Genomic DNA, 15,811 nt, shown 5'->3' with positions numbered 1-15,811 from the left:
GCCGAGACGCGCTAGAGGATCTCCGGCAGCACTTCGATCATCGCCTCCGCGGCCTCTTCGGACAGCTCCTCGCCGACCTCGCTCGAGGTCTCAAGTGCTTCCTCTTCACCCCGCTCGTCGTCGATCGGCTCGCCGGCGGCGCGACGCCGCTCGAGCTCTTCACGCGCGATGATCGGCGCCATCGCGGCGACGGCGACCTCGATCATGCCGTCATCCGGCTCACGGGTGGTCATGCGCTGCATCTGCATGCCGGGCCACAGAAGCACCTTCACGAACGGGTTCTCGGAGTGACTGCCCGCCCACTTCACGGTGACTTCGTAGGCGATTCCGGCAACGAGCGGCATGAGCAGCAGCCGGGCGAGGATGGCGATCACGAGCTGACCCATGCGGCTGTCGAAGCCCAGGCCGAGCGCGATCGCCTTCACCGGCACGATGGAGAACACGATGATGGCGATGACCATGACCATGAGCAGGAACGACGTTCCGCAGCGCACGTGCAACGTGCCGTAACGCTGAATGAGGTCGGTCTCGAGGGGCAGGTCGTGCTCGTAGGCGTGGATCGTTTTGTGCTCGGCTCCGTGATACGCGAACACCCGCTGGATGTCTGACATGCGTCCGATGCCCCAGATGTAGGCGAAGAACGCGACGACGCGCAGCACCCCGTCGACGATGTTCCACAGGAACGGCTTGGTCGACTGGTCGACCATGAAGTTGGTGACGACCGCCGGGAGCACGATGAAGAACAGGATGGCCATTCCCACACCGATGAGCATGGTGATGCTGATCTCTTTGGCCGTGAGCTTCTCTTCCTCGGTCTCGCCCATGAGACCCGCCGAGACCTCGAATGCCTTGAGCGCGAGCGCGAGCGTCTCGACCATCGCCACCACGCCACGAACGATCGGCCAACGCATCCAGTCGGCTTTGTCCTTGCCGGAGGCCAGGTCGTGCTCTTCGGAGTGAATCTCGCCAGCGGGTGTGCGCACGGCGACGGCCCAGTTGTATCGGCCGCGCATCATGATGCCCTCGATGACGGCCTGCCCACCGATGTGCGTGTGGCGTATCGGGCCGTCGAGCTGCGGCGTGCTTGCGGAATCAGTCACGTTTGGGTGCTTTCGGGTAGGGGTCGCCACACGTCATCGTTCCTTCGCGGCATGGGCCACGACGGCACGAGGCTCCCGCGTCCATGAAGATGTAGGGCGCGGTCGGCTCGATAAGTTCGAGCATGGCAAGAGCAAGGTCCCGGATCTCCCACTGCGCACGCTTGCAGCAGCGCACGTCGAAGAAGTGGAGGAGTTCTCGGATGTTCATGGTGATGACGATCTTGGTCTCCATGGCGTTGGGAAGCAGATAGCGAGCATCCTCAGGGGCCACGCCGGATTCGATGAGCGCTCGATACGCCTCGAACGCGGCCGCGTTGGCCGCCTTGAACCGCTTGTGGGCTTCGGGCTCGGCCGCGATCGCCGGCGGGCAGACGAAGTGCGGCTCCTCGGTGTAGGAGACGTAGCGCTGCGACTGCTGGTTGTAGCTCGCAAGGCGGTGCCGCACCAGCTGATGCGTCAGCGCTCGGGACACGCCATCGACCGCGAACGAGTAGCTCGCATGCTCGAGCGCCGAGGTGTGGCCACTCGTGATGATGATCTTGAGCACCTTGCGGACAGCTTCATCGGTCATCGTCTCGAGCAGCTGAGCAGCGCCGACGGGCGCATAGCACAGCCGCGCGGCGGCCGCGACGGAGCGCTCGGGGTCTGGCGTATGGGAGAGCAGGCGGACGTCCACGAGGCGCTCGTCCTTTCAGTGGATACTCGGCCCGGAATCGGCCACTGCGTATTCTAGCGCGATTCCCGAAGCGGTCTGCATGCAGAGAGGCGGCCCCTCAGCGGAGCCGCCTCTCGTGACGTTCGTGTGCGTGTGCGAACCTACTCGGCGGCCTCTTCGGCGGCAGGCTCGACAGCAGCCGGCTCCTCGACCGTCTCGGCTACAGCCTCGACGACGACCTCGGCGACAGCAGCCTCAGCGGCGGCGGCCTCTGCGGCAGCCTCAGCCTCGAACTTGTCGGCGCGGGTCTCGAAGCGAGCAGCCTTCTCAGCCTTGACGGCCTCCTTGGCCTCGCGCTCGGCCTTCGCGGCGTAGGCGGCCTCTTCGGCGGCCTTCTGACGAGCGGCCTTGTCGGCGGCCTCGCGCTCGAGAGCGGCGGCGGCGGCGTTACCGAACTTGTCGGCGAAGCGCTGCACGCGTCCACCGGTGTCGACGAACTTCTGCTTGCCCGTGTAGAACGGGTGGCACTCGGAGCACAGTTCGACGTGCAGCTCCGGCTTGGTCGAGTGAGTCATGAACGTGTTACCGCACGAGCAGTGGACCTTGCACTCCACGTACTCCGGATGGATTCCCTGCTTCATTACAAGACACCTCCGATAGCGGCTTGGTTTCCGACCAAGCCTGAGGACAGCCCGCGTAGTGTAGCACCGCCCGGAGCCGTGGGCAACGAGAATCTTGGGTGATCGTGCGCGTTAGACCTCGATGCCGTTCTTGCCCTGTGCCTGCTTGGCCATCCGCACCAGAAACTCCTGATTGCTCGTGGTCTGCTTGAGGCCCTTGATGAGCATGTCCATCGCCCGCTCGGCGCTGTCGATGCCGTGAAGGATGCGACGGACGCCCCACACGAACGGCGCCTCGGCAGGATCGAGCAGCAGCTCTTCCTTGCGGGTGCCCGACGTGATGACGTCGATGGCCGGGAAGATGCGGCGGTCTGCAAGACCGCGATCGAGGCGGAGCTCCATGTTGCCGGTGCCCTTGAACTCCTCGAAGATGACCTCGTCCATCTTGGATCCGGTATCGACGAGCGCGGTCGCGAGGATGGTGAGTGAGCCACCGAACTCGATGTTGCGCGCCGCGCCGAAGAACTTCTTGGGCGGGTAGAGCGCCTGCGAGTCGACACCACCGGACAGGATTCGGCCGCTCGCCGGGGTGGCGAGGTTGTACGCACGCGCGAGACGCGTGATCGAGTCGAGCAGAATGACGACGTCGTTGCCGCTCTCGACGAGGCGCTTCGCGCGCTCCATCACGAGCTCGGCGACGGCGATGTGCTGCTCGGAGGGCATGTCGAACGTCGAGCTCACGACTTCGCCGTGGATCGAACGCTCCATGTCCGTTACTTCCTCAGGCCGCTCGTCGACGAGCAGGCACATGAGGTGGACTTCAGGATTGTTGGCGCTGATTGCTGCGGCGATATCCTTCAGGACGGTCGTCTTGCCGGCCTTCGGCGGCGAGACGATGAGCCCGCGCTGACCTTTGCCGATGGGAGCGACCATGTCGATGGTTCGCGCCGTCATGAACTCCTTGCCGTGCTCCATACGGAGTCGCTCATCCGGGTACACCGGCGTGAGGTCGGCGAACTTCTTGCGGCCCTTCGCAGTGAGCGGGTCAAGGTCGTTGACCGCATCAAGGCGCTGCAGCGCCGGATACTTCTCGTTGTCCTTGGGCGGGCGCACCTGACCCTTGATGAGGTCGCCTCGGCGAAGCTCGTTGCGACGAACGGCCGACATCGAAACATAGACGTCGTGATCGCCGGGCAGGTAGCCACTGGTGCGGACGAAACCATACCCTTCGGGCAACACGTCGAGGATGCCGCTGATCTCGATGAAGCCCTCGGACTTGACCTTCGCTTCAAGGACCGCATCGATGAGCTGGTCCTTCTTCTTGAGATCCTTGATGTCGATGCCCAGTTCAGTGGCCATCGTCTTGAGGTCGGCTACCTTCAGCGCCTCAAGGTCTTCGCGCTTGATCGACGGCTTGGGGGCCTCCTGGCCACCACCGGGCTGTCCGCCGCCTCTGCGGCCGCGCTTACGGGGACGAGCACTCATGCGTTCTTCACTTTCTCCCAGTCGGCGAGGAACGATTCCAGGCCGCGGTCGGTGAGCGGATGCTTCACCAGGTTCTTGAGTACCGAGAACGGCACAGTCGCGATGTCCGCGCCCATGAGTGCCGCCTGTGTAACGTGGTTTGCCGAGCGGATCGAGGCTGCGATGACCTCGACGTCGTGACCGAAGTCGTAGTTGTTCAGCGCAACGACCACGTCGTTGAGCTGGGCGATGCCATCCTCGGAGATGTCATCGAAGCGGCCGACGAACGGCGAGACGTAGCTGGCGCCCGAGCGGGCGGCGAGAATCGCCTGCGGGACGGTGAAGCACAGCGTCATGTTCACCTTGATGCCGCGATCCGAAAGGGTCTTGGTCGCAGCGAGGCCCTCGGGCATCGTGGGGACCTTGACGATGAGGTTGGGAGCGATCGCAGCGAGCTCCTCGCCCTCTCGGACGATCTCATCGCGGGTCAGGCCGACGCTCTCGCCGCTGACCGGACCATCGCAGATGTCACAGATGCGCTTGAGGTGCGCGTGGAAGTCGGCGAGCTTGCCGCCGGTACGAGCGTAGAGCGTGGGGTTGGTGGTAACGCCTGCCAGCACGCCCCAGCTAGCAGCCTCTTCGATCTCGGCGATGTCCGCCGTGTCCAGAAAGAACTTCAAGGTTCATCTCTCCTCGTGAGTAAGGGCACACTCCGCCCACAGAGTCCTGCGGTAGGGCTGTGACGGAAGTGAAAGGAGTGTGGCGAGAAACGCCAGATGTGGACACTATACCAGAGTCACCACGCTCGGGTGCAAGCGGTCGACCCTACTTGGCAAGTGCGGGACTCTGGCGTTGGGTCGCGGCCGATCCGAGCGCACCGATGGGGCCTAGCTGCTCGGAGATGCCGGTTAGCGTGTTGAGCAGGTCCTCGATCTCGCTCGCGCCGTACGTGACCGTATCGTAGTCGCCTTCGATGCCACCGAGCTTCGCTGCCGCATCGAGCGCGTCGCGATAGGTCCCGATCTCGTCGACCAGCCCGAGCTTGAGCGCCTCGTCCCCGTTCCACGCCCATCCCGTGGCGAGAACTTCGACCTTCGAGCGCTCCAGGCCGCGCCCCTCGGCGACGATGTCGATGAACTGCTCGTAGACCTGGTTGACCGAACCTTGGATGAGCGCCTTCTCTTCTTTCGTCAGCGGCCGATAGGGGCTGCCGGTGTCCTTGTTCTTGCCTGCGGTAACGACCGTGAAGTCGACGCCTACCTTGTCGAGCAGACCCGAGACGTTGGGGATCTCCGTGATGACGCCGATGCTCCCTACCGCCGAGCCCGGCAGCGCGAAGATTCGCTTGGCCTGCGAGGAGATCATGTAGGCACCCGACGCTCCCACGTCTCCGATCGAGACCACGACGGGCTTGGGACATTCCTTCACGTACGTTGCGATCTCCTCGCTTGCGGCGACGGTGCCACCGGGCGAATCGACGCGCAGCACGATCGCTTTGACGTTGTCATCGTCCTCGGCCTTCTCGATCTGCTCGAGGAAGTACTCCGGCGTGATGTAGCCTGCGGCCCCGCCACCTGCGATCACGCTGTCGATCGGAATGACGGCTACGGTTTCGCCCGTGGTGAGCTTTGTGTCCGAGGTGCCCCCGAAATACACGATCGACCATACGCAGCTACCGAGAATCATCGCCACGATGGCCAGCACGACAAGCGCCCATATCCAGCCGTGGCGCTTGCGCTCCGGCTGCGGCTGCGGCATGTACGGCGCCGCGTACGCGGGCGCGTACTGCGGTGCGGCCTGCTCGTATGCGGGCCGTGCAGGGGGCTGCTGGTATTCGGGCTGCTGCGGTGCGGTGGGGTCGGACATCTGGTCCTCCGTAGGAGTGGCGCGGGTCAGAGCAGTCGGGCTCCCGCCCGGTCGATTCTCAGTGCAGCGGGCGCGCGACGCGAACCGAGTGCGCGAACGCCATCGGCAGCGCGCTCAGCGACTTCCACGGCAAGCGCATGCGCCGCCTCGTCGGTGTCGCCCGCCACGAGGCCGATCATCGTGGGGCCGGCCCCGGAGAGCGCGACGCCGGCGGCGCCCGCTTCACGCAGGATGTCATGCACCTGCTTCAGATCGGCAACCGCCGACGCGCGGTACGGCTCGTGGAGGCGATCCGCTAGCGCAGCGCCGAGGAGCTCGGGCCGACCGGTCGCGATCGAAGCCGCGAGCAGGCCAGCGTGCGCGACATTGAACGCCGCATCGGCGTGCGGCACAGCCTCGGGCAGCATCGCGCGCGCGGTCTTGGTGGACAGCTCACCGTTCGCGACCACGACCACCGTCGCCAACCCGCGCGCCGGCTGGAAGCGCGCTGTGCGGACCGAGCCCGCTGCGTCGTTCCAGCACACGGTGAATCCGCCCCGTAGCGCAGCGGCGACATTATCGGGATGGCCCTCGATCGATGCCGCGAGTTCGAGCCGCGCCGTCTCGCCGAGGTCTTCGCCCAGCAGTTGCTCGGCGAGCAGAATGCCGCCGACGATCGCCGAGGACGACGAACCGAGCCCGTTGCCGAGAGGGATATTGTTCACGCATCCGATGTGCGCGCGAAGGCCCGGCCGCCCGAGCGCCTCGAACGCACGCGCCATCGCGCTCGCGACGCGGTTGCCCGCGTCGGTGCGCAGGTGGCCCGCCCCCTCGCCTTCGACCTGCACGCTCCACTCGTCGGCCAGCTCAGCCTCGAAGCGGTTGTGCAGATCGAGCGCGAGTCCGAAGCTGTCGAAGCCCGGACCGAGGTTGGCGCTGGTCGCGGGAACCAGTACAGCAGCGCCCACGCTACAGGTCCTCGACGCGGATGACCGACGCGATTGAGTCGACGACGTCGAGCGCCTCGATCTCGGCGAGCGCCGCGCGAACGTCGGCCTCACGCGCGAGGTGTGTGACGTAGACGATCTGCGCGACGCCACCCTCGGCACGCTTCTGGATGACTGAGCCGATCGACACGTCGTGCTGGCCGAAGACGGTCGCAACGGCTGCGAGCACGCCGGACTTATCGGCAACGTTGAGACGCACGTAGTACTCGGTCGACAGGTGCGCCATGTCGCGCACGGGGAGCTCCTCGGTGCAGGTGCAGCCGACGATGGGCGCGCATCCGGCCTGGATGCGGCGTGCGACCTCGACGAGATCGCCGACGACGGCACTCGCGGCAGGTAGCGAGCCGGCGCCTTCGCCGAAGAACATCGTCTCCCCCACCGCGTCGCCCACGACGTAGATGGCGTTGTACACGCCGTTGACGCTCGCGAGCGGATGGGAGTCACGGATCATGGTGGGGTGCACACGGACGTCGATGCCATCGTCCATACGGCGCGCGACGGCGAGGAGCTTGATCGCGTAGCCCATCTCCCGCGCGTACGCGATGTCCTCGGGCGCAAGAGACCGGATGCCCTCGACGGGGACCTGCCCGATGACGACCCGGCTGTTGAACGCGATGGACGCGAGGATAGCGATCTTTGCCGCGGCGTCGTGACCGTCGACGTCGGCCGTGGGATCGGCCTCGGCGAAGCCCTTGGCCTGCGCCTCGGCAAGCGCCGTGGCGTAGTCGAGGTCGTTCTCGGCCATGCGGGTGAGCATGTAGTTGGTGGTGCCGTTCACGATACCCATGACGGCGGTGATCTCGTTGCCGGTGAGCGAGTGCTTGAGCGGGCCGATGATGGGGATGCCGCCGCCAACGCTCGCTTCGAAGGCGATGTCGACGCCGTTCTTCTCGGCGGCCTCCATGACCTCCTCGCCCGAGCTGGCCATGAGCGCCTTATTGGCGGTCACGACGCTCTTGCCCGAGCCAAGCGCGGTCAGAACCACGTCGCGCGCGACCCCGGTACCGCCGATCAGCTCGATGACGACGTCGAGCGACGGGTCGTCGATGAGCGCGAACGCATCGGTGGTGCAGGCGGCCGGGTCGAGACCCAGCTCGGCGAAGCGTGACGTCTCGCGATCAGCGAAACGGGCGAGCTCGATATCGACGCCTGCTCGGCGGGTGAAGTCCGCACGGTGACGCTTGAGGATCTCGATGACGCCCGAGCCGACGGTGCCAAGGCCGATGAGGCCGACGCGAATGGTGCGCATGTGATGTCCCTCCGAAATGGTGTTGCCGCACACCGGCGTGCAGCGTCCCCCATTGTAGCCGAGGTTCTGACGCTCGCATGAGAGAAGCCTCAGCGCACCCTCACGCCTGCCTCACGGCGGTGCCCGATGCTTCTGGGCGAGGGGAACCGTGCCACGTGGCCCGCGTTCCCGACCCGCACACGACGGAGGTACCCGGTGAAGAGACGAATCGGAATCGTGATCGTGGCAGCTGTCGCGCTCGTTGCGGCACTTGCCGGCACAGCACAGGCCTACCCGAGCAAGACCTCGGCGTGCACCGGCTGTCACGCATCGACCACGAGCACGACCGTGACCGCGGTCCAGACCGCGAACAACGGAACGACCGCGACCTACTCGGTGACCGTGGGCGGCTCAGGCACCCTGAACGGTTGGACGGTCCTGAATGGCTCCACGATGGTCGCCAACGGCTCGTCGGCGACGGGCACGTTCCAGGTGCCCGTAGGCTCGACCTACACGGTATGGGGCGTGAGCAAGACGGCCGCGAGCATGGCGGGCGCCAAGTCGATCAGCATCAGCCCGACGGCACCCATCGTCACGCCGCCGCCAAGCGTCGACCCGACGGTCACCCCGCCGAGCGTCAATCCGACCGGCACCATCACTGCGACCAGCACGGTGACCATGCGCATAAAGCTGACGAATGCGCGCAAGTCGCTCGTGACGCTCACGAGCACGACCACCGGCGTGAAGGTTATCGGCAAGGTGGGACGAGTGCGCGACGGTCGCGCGACTGTGACCTTCGCTAACGTCGCAAACGGCGACTACAAGCTCACGGCCAAGACACGCGGGCACAGGAGCAAGACGCTTGGCATGTACACGGTGCTTAACGGCACGATCGCGCGCACGGTTGTGATCGAGGCCCACGACGACGACCACGAGACCGACGGGCGCGACTAGCCCGGACCGACCCACGGTGAATGGAGTGACGCGTGAAGAGAATGATCACAACGATTGGCCTGATTGCTGTCTTGGTGATGGGAGTCGTCGGCTTCGCTGCAACGGCGTCCGCGTTCCCTGCCAAGAAGAAGGCGTGTAGCAGTTGTCATGGCACGAGCAAGACAGTGAAGATCACGCTCACCCGATCCGCGTCGACCACCACCACGGTCACGTACAAGATCAAGGTGACCGGCGGCAAGGGTCAGGCGGGCTGGGCGGTCTTCAAGGGCGCTGCAAATGTGAAGCGCCGCACCGCCTCGACCGGCTCGTTCACGCTCACGAAGGGCACCGCGTACAAGATATGGGCGGTGCGGGCGAGTAGCGGGGCGAAGCTGAAGAACTTCACCCCCAAGTAGCACCACATCGTTGCTCGAACGAAGAAGCCCCGTCACCGTCGATTCGGTGGCGGGGCTTCGCGGTTTCCGTGGTGGCCCGCGGTGACGGTGCCGAGCGCTACCCGACTTCGCACTTCATGAGGTCGTCGTAGCTCTCGCGCCTCACCACCCAGCGCCACCCGCCGTCCTTCACGAAGACGACGCCCGGGGCGGACCTGCTTGTTGTAGTTGCTGCTCATCGACTGGCAGTAGGCGCCGGTCGCGCACACCACGAGCGTATCGCCGACCTCGGGGCACTGCAGCGGCGCGTCGTTGACGACGATGTCGCCGCTCTCGCAGTGCTTGCCGGCCACCGTCGCAACCATCTCACGGGGCTCATCGGCCTTGTTGGCGATGAACGCCTCGTAGTGCGCGTCATACAGCGACGTGCGGATGTTGTCGGACATGCCGCCGTCGACCGCGACGTAGGTGCGGATGTTCGGGATCTCTTTGATGGAGCCCACGGTGTAGAGCGTCACGCCGGCGTTGGCCACGATGCTGCGGCCCGGCTCGACCGCCATCGCCGGCACCGTGAGGCCGTGCTTCTCGCACTCCTCCTTGATGCCATCGACGACGACCTTGCCGTAGTCCTTGATGGTGGAGGGCTCATCGGGAAGACCGTAGGCGATACCGAGTCCACCGCCCGTATCGAGCATACGGACCTCGAAGCCCGTCTCGGCCTTGATCTCGGCGATGAACTCGACGATGACCTCGATGGCTTTGGAGAAGCTATGCAGCGCGAAGATCTGGCTGCCGATGTGCATGTGCAGACCGTCGAAGTCGATGCCGGGCAGCTCGATGGCGCGCTTGACCGCCTTCATGGCGAGGCCCTGATTGCGACCGAAGCCGAACTTCGAGTCCTCGGCGCCGGTCATGATGAAGTCGTGCGTGTCCGCCTCGACGCCCGGGGTGACCCGCAGCAGGATCTTCTGCGAGACGCCGCGCTCGGCTGCGAGCGCGCTGAGGCGATCCATCTCCTCGAAGCTGTCGACGACGATGCGTCCTACGCCGGCGTCGAGACACTCGGCGAGCTCGAGCGGGGTCTTGTTGTTGCCGTGCACGTAGATGCGCTCCATCGGGAAGCCCGCGCGACGCGCGAAGGCGAGCTCTCCCCCGCTCGAGACGTCGAGGCAGCAGTCCTCCTCGGCGACGAGCTTGACCATCGCAAGCGACATGAACGCCTTGCCGGCGTAGACGACGTCGACATCTTTCCAGTGGAAACGCGTCCACTGCACGTAGTCGCGCAGCTGCTGGCGGATCGTCGCCTCATCCATGACGTAGACGGCGGTCCCGACCTCACGGGCGAGCTCGACGGTGTCGACGCCGCCGATCCACAGGTGGCCGTCCTTGACCTCGGCGGTGATCGGCAGAACCGATGCGAGGTCGGCGGCGGTCTTCATATCGGCTACCGCAGGCGGGCGCGGTGCGGATGGCTTTCCCATCGTGTTCTCCCAAGCTCGTGATGTGTCCTCGCATGGTACCGATAGTGTCGTTGGCGTGCTATGCTCCCGAGAGGCACTACCGAGCGGCACTACCACCGAGGGAGAAACGCATGGGCAAGGTGAACGTCTCACTCCCCGACGGGCTCCTCGCAGCCGTCGATGCTCTGGCGCACGAATTCAACCGCTCACGAAGTGGCATCGTCGCCGAGGCGACCGAGCGCTACGTGGCCGAAGCGCACGCCCAGCGCGCTGCACGTGAGCGAGAGACACGCGTTCGCACAGCGATGGCCTCCGCCCGAGAGATCGCGAAGAAGGTGCCCCCCGGGCCGCCTGTTGAGGAGATCATCCGCCGCGATCGAGATACGGATCGCGGTCGCCTTCAACGGCCGGAGGACTTCACGTGATCGGCGCGGCGCAGTGCATCGTCGTCGACGCATCCATCGGCGTGAAGTGGTTCCTCGCCGAGCACGAGCACAACGTCGAACATGCGCTCCGGCTGCTCGAGTTGAACGGGGCCGGACAGATCATGCTGCACGCTCCCTCGCACATGCGCCTCGAGATCATGAACGCCCTGGTCTCCCGTAGAGCGCCAACGCCTGAGATTCTCACTGCGGCGCACGACCTGGAAGCGTTCGCGGTGGAGTGGCACGACATTGACGAGGCCCTGTCATTCGAGGCCGTGGCTCTCGCAAGTAGCCATTCGCTCACCGTCTACGACGCAGCGTATCTGGCACTCGCCCATCGGCTCGACGCCGGACTGGTGACCGCAGACCGCGCCCTCGCGCACGCTGCAGCCGACCGGCTCGTGCAGATCGTCGACTTCAAGCCGGACGCCTAACAGCGTCGCTGAGCGTAGCCGTACCCTACATCCGCTCGGGGGCGCTCACGCCGAGCAACCCGAGCACGGTCTCAAGCGTGTTGCGCAGTGCATCGATCGCGTACAGACGCGCGGCTGTGAGCTCGGCGTCGTCGGTCATGACGCGGCACAGCGTGTAGAACTGGTGGAACGCCGCTGCGAGGTCCTCGGCATAGTGCGTGAGGCGATGCGGCGCCAGGTCGCGCGCTGCGCCCTCGACGATCTCTGCGAACTCCGAGAGCTTGCGCATGAGTGAGAGCTCCGCTTCCTCGGTGAGCAGCGACAGATCCGCGTCTCCGCGCACGAACTCAGCCGCGAGCGCGGCGATGGTCGCGTGGCGCTCGGCGATCTCGTCGCCGGCGGCCTTGCGCAGGATCGAGCAGATGCGCGCGTGCGCGTACTGCACGTAGAAGACCGGGTTATCGGCGGACTGGGTGCGCGCAAGCTCGATATCGAAGTCGACCTGCTGGTCGGTGGAACGGCGCAGGAACCAGTAGCGCGCAGCGTCGGCCCCGACCTCCTCGAGCAGCTCCTCAAACGTCACCATCTCGCCGGTGCGCTTGCTCATGCGGACGGCCTCGCCGTTGCGGTACAAGTTCACGAGCTGGCCGATGACCACGTCGAGCTGGCCGTCGTGTCCCAGCGCCGAGCACGCCGCCTTCATCCGAACGACGTAGCCGTGGTGATCCGCACCCCAGATGTTGATGACACGGTCGAAGCCGCGGTCGAACTTGTTCTTGTGATACGCGATGTCTGCGGCGAAGTACGTGTAGTCGCCATCCGCCTTCACGAGCACGCGGTCCTTGTCGTCACCGAAGTCCGTGGAACGGAACCACACGGCACCCTCGTGGTCATAGATGTAGCCGGCGGTACGCAGCGCGCCGATCGCGCGAACGATCGCGGTATCTCCGCCGGCGCCCGTCTCGTGCAGCGTGCGCTCCGAGAACCACACGTCGAAGTCGACGCCCATGCCGTGCAGCACGTGTTTGAGGTGCTCGAGGACGGCGACGTAGGCCTGCTCCTTGAAGTGCGCCTCGCGCTGCTCGGGGGCGGACTCGCGCCACTTCGGGCCCTCGGCCTCGAAGATCTCGCGAGCGATCTCCATGATGTAGGCGCCCTGATACCAGTCGTCTTCGAAGACGACAGTATCGCCGCACAGTTCGAGGTAGCGTGCCGACACCGACTTGGCGAAGATGTCCATCTGCACGCCAGCGTCGTTGATGTAGAACTCGCGCTCGGCCTTCCATCCCGCATGCTCCAGTACGCGCGCCATGCTGTCGCCGAGCGCCGCCCATCGACCGTGACCCACGTGCATCGGGCCTACAGGGTTCGCCGAGACGAACTCGACCTGGACCTTGCGGCCCGCGCCGGCGTCGCTACGCCCGAAGTCGGTCGCCTGCGTGCGCGCTTCGACGAGCACGCGCTGCAGGGCGTGAGGCGAGAGTCGGATGTTGATGAAGCCGGGTCCCGCGATCTCGAGCGCATCGATGTCCGGGTGGCCTGCCATGTGGCCGACGACGATCTCGGCGATCTGGCGTGGGTTCATCCCGGCCTGCTTGGCGCAGCGCATCGCGACCGTGGTCGCCCAGTCGCCGTTGGCGACGTCGCGCGGGCGCTCGAGTGCGGGCTCGGGTGCCTCGGCGAGCGGAAGTTCGCCGGCAGCGATAGCGGCTTGGACTGCAGAAGCGACGAGCGTGGAGATGGCGGCTTTCACGGCGGCAAGGTCCTTCTCGGCTGTGGTGCGGTTTGACCAGCAAGGATACCCGAAGCGCGAGCACGCGGGCAAAGCGCCACCACGCCGCGGCACAGGGCGACACGACGCGCATCGCCTGAGGTGGGTAGACTCCCTATGACACCCGGCGTAGCGAGCGGAGGAACCGTGCTCATCAGACATGCGACAGACGCCGACATCGAAGGCCTGCTCGCAGTCGAGCGCGCTGCCTTCGCTGGCGACTCCGAGGCGAAGCTCGTCGTCGATCTGCTTGGCGACCCGAGCGCGGCACCGATCATCAACCTCGTCGCCGAAAACAACGGGGAAATCGTCGGACACGTGATGTTCACGCGAGCGCGGATCGACGGCTCGGGTGCGGGCGTCGAAGCGACGGTGCTCGCACCGCTTGCCGTCGCCCCGGCGGCGCAAGGCACCGGTGTGGGAGGTGCGTTGGCCCGGGCGGGCATCGCTGCGGCTACCGAGCGCGGAATCGAGCTCGTGTTCGTGCTCGGGCACATCGACTACTACCCACGATTCGGCTTCGCGCCGGCGCTCAAGCTCGGCCTGAGAGCCCCCTACCCCATCGACCCTGCGGTCGAAGCCGCATGGATGGTGCTCGAGACTCGTCCGGGTCTGCTCGGAACGGTACGGGGAAACGTCGTGTGCGCCGATGCGATGATGCATCCGGAGATGTGGCGCGAGTAGAGCTCGCGACCCCCGCTACTTGTGGTACGGCTCGTTTCGGCTGATGCGGAATGCGCGGTAGATCTGCTCGAGGAGCACGATGCGCGCGAGGTTGTGTGGCAGCGTCATCGCGCCAAGCGAGAGCCGCTCATCAGCGCGAGCGATCACGGGCGCATCGAGTCCCACAGAACCTCCGATCACGAACGCCACGCTACTGCGGCCATCGAGTGCGAGCTTGTCGAGCTTCGCCGAGAACCCCTCGCTCGAAATCGACGCTCCGCTCACATCCAGCGCGATCACGTGGGCGCTCTCGGGAATCGCACGCAGGATATCGGCGCCCTCCTCGGACAGCGCGCGCGAAGCGTCACGGCCGGAGTCGCGGTCCGCGATCTCGACGACGTTGACCGACGCATAGGGTGTCAGCCGCTTGAGATACTCATCGGCGGCATCCTTCCAGAACCGCTCCTTGAGACGCCCGACGGCGACGAGTGTGATCTTCACTGCGGGGCCGCGTCGGAGCCAAGCGTCACCTGGAACGTGCGTGCGGTCTCGTCTCGCATCGCTTCGACGGTGACCGTGTCCCCGATCTTATGCGCACGGATCGCCGCGAAGGTGTCGGCGACGCTGCCAATCTGTGTGTCGCCGATGCTCGTGATGATATCCCCCGCCGCGACGCCGGCCTTATCGGCGGGGCCATCGGGCTGCACGAACGCAACGATCGCTCCGTTCTTCACCGGGAGCTGGTACTGCTCGGCGATCCGCTCGTCGATGGTCTGCGTCGTCACGCCCATGTAGGGATGACTCGCCTTGCCGGTCGAGATGAGCTGCTCGGCGATGCTTGCGGCGAAATCGGCCGGGATCGCGAAGCCGATACCGGCGGACTGCGCCGCGCCGACACCACCCGATGGCGACTGGATAAGCGTGTTGACGCCCACCAGCCGGCCGAGCTCGTCGACGAGCGCGCCGCCGGAGTTGCCGGGGTTGATCGCGGCGTCGGTCTGGATGAGATTGGTGTAGGTGGTCAGGTCGTTGTAGCCGGCCTGGACCTGCTCGGAACGCTGAAGTGCCGAGATGATGCCGCTGGTCACGGTCTTTTCCAGCCCGAAGGGGCTGCCGACCGCCATCACGAACTGCCCCACGCGCAGGTCTTTCGATGAGCCCATCTCAATCGCGGGGTAGTCGGTGCCCTCGATCTTGAGCACGGCGAGGTCGGTCGAAGGATCGATGCCGATGACCTTCGCCGGCTTGTCTTCGAGACCAACCGTTACGAGCACATCATCCGCGCCCTCGATGACGTGGTTGTTGGTGAGCACGTAACCGTCGGAACGGATGATCACGCCCGACCCGTTGCCGGCACTGCGGGTGGAGACGGCGCCTGTGTACGGGTTCGTGACCTGCTGGCGCAGCTTGATGTTGACGACCGATGGCACGACCTTGGTTGCAACCACCTCGGCGGTGCCTGTGCCGATTGCCGAGGGCGAGATCGTGACCGACTGCACCGTCGAAGCGGAGGTCGTACGCGCTGCCAGCGGGGAACGCATCCCCGGCAGCATGCCGACGACCCACACGAGCGTGCCCGCGACGAACACGCCGCCCACGATCGCGCCAAGCGCTGCCGCGATGACGACGGACGCACCCGCCCAGCGCTTTTCCTGCGCCGGTTCCTCACACGGCTCGTCGCTCTCGGTGGTGTAGTCGCACACCGGGAGCGGCTGCTCGCCGAACGGCTCGGCCTGCTCGCTCGCGTACGGCGGGGCGGGTGGCGCGAGCGGTGGTACCGGTGGCGCGGGGGGCCGGGCAGGCGCAGGCGGCGTCTGGTATGCGGGCTGCGG

16 protein-coding genes and 1 pseudogene are annotated in these 15,811 nt (G+C 65.9%); 5 read left to right on the top strand and 12 right to left on the bottom strand.

Features of this window, described 5'->3' with window-relative positions; translation table 11 throughout:
- Positions 1-11: 11 nt before the first annotated feature.
- The 8 genes from HGB10_01765 to HGB10_01730 all read right to left on the bottom strand — a co-directional run bounded on the left by HGB10_01765 (position 12) and on the right by HGB10_01730 (position 7,940).
- Positions 12-1,016: a DUF1385 domain-containing protein gene (locus HGB10_01765; GenBank protein NTU70541.1), complete on the bottom strand. Its 1,005-nt coding sequence runs from the start codon at positions 1,014-1,016 to the stop codon at positions 12-14.
- 76 nt (positions 1,017-1,092) lie between these two features.
- Complete coding sequence (locus HGB10_01760) at positions 1,093-1,776, bottom strand: FAD-dependent thymidylate synthase (protein ID NTU70540.1); 684 nt, start codon at positions 1,774-1,776, stop codon at positions 1,093-1,095.
- 140 nt (positions 1,777-1,916) lie between these two features.
- Positions 1,917-2,396, bottom strand: a complete 480-nt coding sequence (gene rpmE / locus HGB10_01755; GenBank protein ID NTU70539.1) for a 50S ribosomal protein L31 — start codon at positions 2,394-2,396, stop codon at positions 1,917-1,919.
- A gap of 111 nt (positions 2,397-2,507) precedes the next feature.
- On the bottom strand, positions 2,508-3,860 hold the full coding sequence (locus HGB10_01750) for a transcription termination factor Rho (protein NTU70538.1): 1,353 nt from the start codon (positions 3,858-3,860) through the stop codon (positions 2,508-2,510).
- A complete protein-coding gene (fsa, locus tag HGB10_01745) occupies positions 3,857-4,519 on the bottom strand; it encodes a fructose-6-phosphate aldolase (GenBank protein NTU70537.1) in 663 nt (220 codons plus the stop codon). The genes HGB10_01750 and fsa overlap by 4 nt, the downstream gene beginning before the upstream one ends.
- Positions 4,520-4,664: 145 nt before the next feature.
- Positions 4,665-5,705 carry a signal peptide peptidase SppA gene (gene sppA / locus HGB10_01740; protein NTU70536.1) on the bottom strand — a complete coding sequence of 347 codons (1,041 nt, stop codon included), beginning with the start codon at positions 5,703-5,705 and terminating at the stop codon, positions 4,665-4,667.
- Positions 5,706-5,731: 26 nt separating this feature from the next.
- Entirely contained in the window at positions 5,732-6,652 is a 921-nt protein-coding gene (gene thrB / locus HGB10_01735) for a homoserine kinase (GenBank protein NTU70535.1), read from the bottom strand.
- A gap of 1 nt (position 6,653) precedes the next feature.
- Entirely contained in the window at positions 6,654-7,940 is a 1,287-nt protein-coding gene (locus HGB10_01730) for a homoserine dehydrogenase (protein NTU70534.1), read from the bottom strand.
- 195 nt (positions 7,941-8,135) lie between these two features.
- Here HGB10_01730 and HGB10_01725 point away from each other — a divergent pair, with 195 nt between their 5' ends.
- Both HGB10_01725 and HGB10_01720 read left to right on the top strand, forming a co-directional pair.
- Complete coding sequence (locus HGB10_01725; protein ID NTU70533.1) at positions 8,136-8,873, top strand: hypothetical protein; 738 nt, start codon at positions 8,136-8,138, stop codon at positions 8,871-8,873.
- A 32-nt stretch (positions 8,874-8,905) separates the two neighbouring features.
- Positions 8,906-9,268 (top strand): hypothetical protein, encoded by a 363-nt coding sequence (locus HGB10_01720; GenBank protein ID NTU70532.1) that lies wholly within the window; start codon positions 8,906-8,908, stop codon positions 9,266-9,268.
- 97 nt (positions 9,269-9,365) lie between these two features.
- On the opposite strand, the pseudogene lysA reads toward HGB10_01720, so the two are convergent.
- Positions 9,366-10,728 (bottom strand): annotated as a pseudogene (gene lysA, locus HGB10_01715) (diaminopimelate decarboxylase).
- Between the two features lie 110 nt (positions 10,729-10,838).
- Here lysA and HGB10_01710 point away from each other — a divergent pair.
- Both HGB10_01710 and HGB10_01705 read left to right on the top strand, forming a co-directional pair.
- Positions 10,839-11,132 carry a hypothetical protein gene (locus HGB10_01710; GenBank protein ID NTU70531.1) on the top strand — a complete coding sequence of 98 codons (294 nt, stop codon included), beginning with the start codon at positions 10,839-10,841 and terminating at the stop codon, positions 11,130-11,132.
- Positions 11,129-11,566 (top strand): type II toxin-antitoxin system VapC family toxin, encoded by a 438-nt coding sequence (locus tag HGB10_01705; GenBank protein ID NTU70530.1) that lies wholly within the window; start codon positions 11,129-11,131, stop codon positions 11,564-11,566. Before HGB10_01710 ends, HGB10_01705 begins: the two co-directional genes overlap by 4 nt.
- Positions 11,567-11,591: 25 nt before the next feature.
- Here HGB10_01705 and HGB10_01700 read toward each other — a convergent pair whose 3' ends face one another.
- Complete coding sequence (locus tag HGB10_01700; protein NTU70529.1) at positions 11,592-13,478, bottom strand: arginine--tRNA ligase; 1,887 nt, start codon at positions 13,476-13,478, stop codon at positions 11,592-11,594.
- Here HGB10_01700 and HGB10_01695 point away from each other — a divergent pair.
- A complete protein-coding gene (locus tag HGB10_01695) occupies positions 13,434-14,000 on the top strand; it encodes an N-acetyltransferase (GenBank protein ID NTU70528.1) in 567 nt (188 codons plus the stop codon). The two genes, HGB10_01700 and HGB10_01695, sit on opposite strands and share 45 nt — an antisense overlap.
- A 15-nt stretch (positions 14,001-14,015) precedes the next feature.
- On the opposite strand, the gene rlmH is transcribed toward HGB10_01695, so the two are convergent.
- Positions 14,016-14,480: a 23S rRNA (pseudouridine(1915)-N(3))-methyltransferase RlmH gene (gene rlmH / locus HGB10_01690; GenBank protein NTU70527.1), complete on the bottom strand. Its 465-nt coding sequence runs from the start codon at positions 14,478-14,480 to the stop codon at positions 14,016-14,018.
- The coding region (locus HGB10_01685; protein NTU70526.1) for a PDZ domain-containing protein at positions 14,477-15,811 on the bottom strand (1,335 nt) is incomplete at its 5' end. The genes rlmH and HGB10_01685, both read right to left, overlap by 4 nt.

Source organism: Coriobacteriia bacterium (genome assembly GCA_013334745.1).
Taxonomy (GTDB): Bacteria; Actinomycetota; Coriobacteriia; order Anaerosomatales; family JAAXUF01; genus JAAXWY01.
Note: the sequence above shows the minus strand (reverse complement) of the source record. Positions and strands in the feature narration are given on the sequence as shown.

Bases quoted from the DNA above. Each gene is read 5' to 3' on its own strand.
- HGB10_01710 (NTU70531.1), top strand. From the start codon at position 10,839: ATGGGCAAGGTGAACGTCTCACTCCCCGACGGGCTCCTCGCAGCCGTC.
- HGB10_01750 (NTU70538.1), bottom strand. From the start codon at position 3,860: ATGAGTGCTCGTCCCCGTAAGCGCGGCCGCAGAGGCGGCGGACAGCCC.
- HGB10_01700 (NTU70529.1), bottom strand. From the start codon at position 13,478: ATGTCTGATGAGCACGGTTCCTCCGCTCGCTACGCCGGGTGTCATAGG.
- HGB10_01730 (NTU70534.1), bottom strand. From the start codon at position 7,940: ATGCGCACCATTCGCGTCGGCCTCATCGGCCTTGGCACCGTCGGCTCG.
- HGB10_01765 (NTU70541.1), bottom strand. From the start codon at position 1,016: ATGATGCGCGGCCGATACAACTGGGCCGTCGCCGTGCGCACACCCGCT.
- rpmE (NTU70539.1), bottom strand. From the start codon at position 2,396: ATGAAGCAGGGAATCCATCCGGAGTACGTGGAGTGCAAGGTCCACTGC.
- HGB10_01695 (NTU70528.1), top strand. From the start codon at position 13,434: ATGACACCCGGCGTAGCGAGCGGAGGAACCGTGCTCATCAGACATGCG.
- sppA (NTU70536.1), bottom strand. From the start codon at position 5,705: ATGTCCGACCCCACCGCACCGCAGCAGCCCGAATACCAGCAGCCCCCT.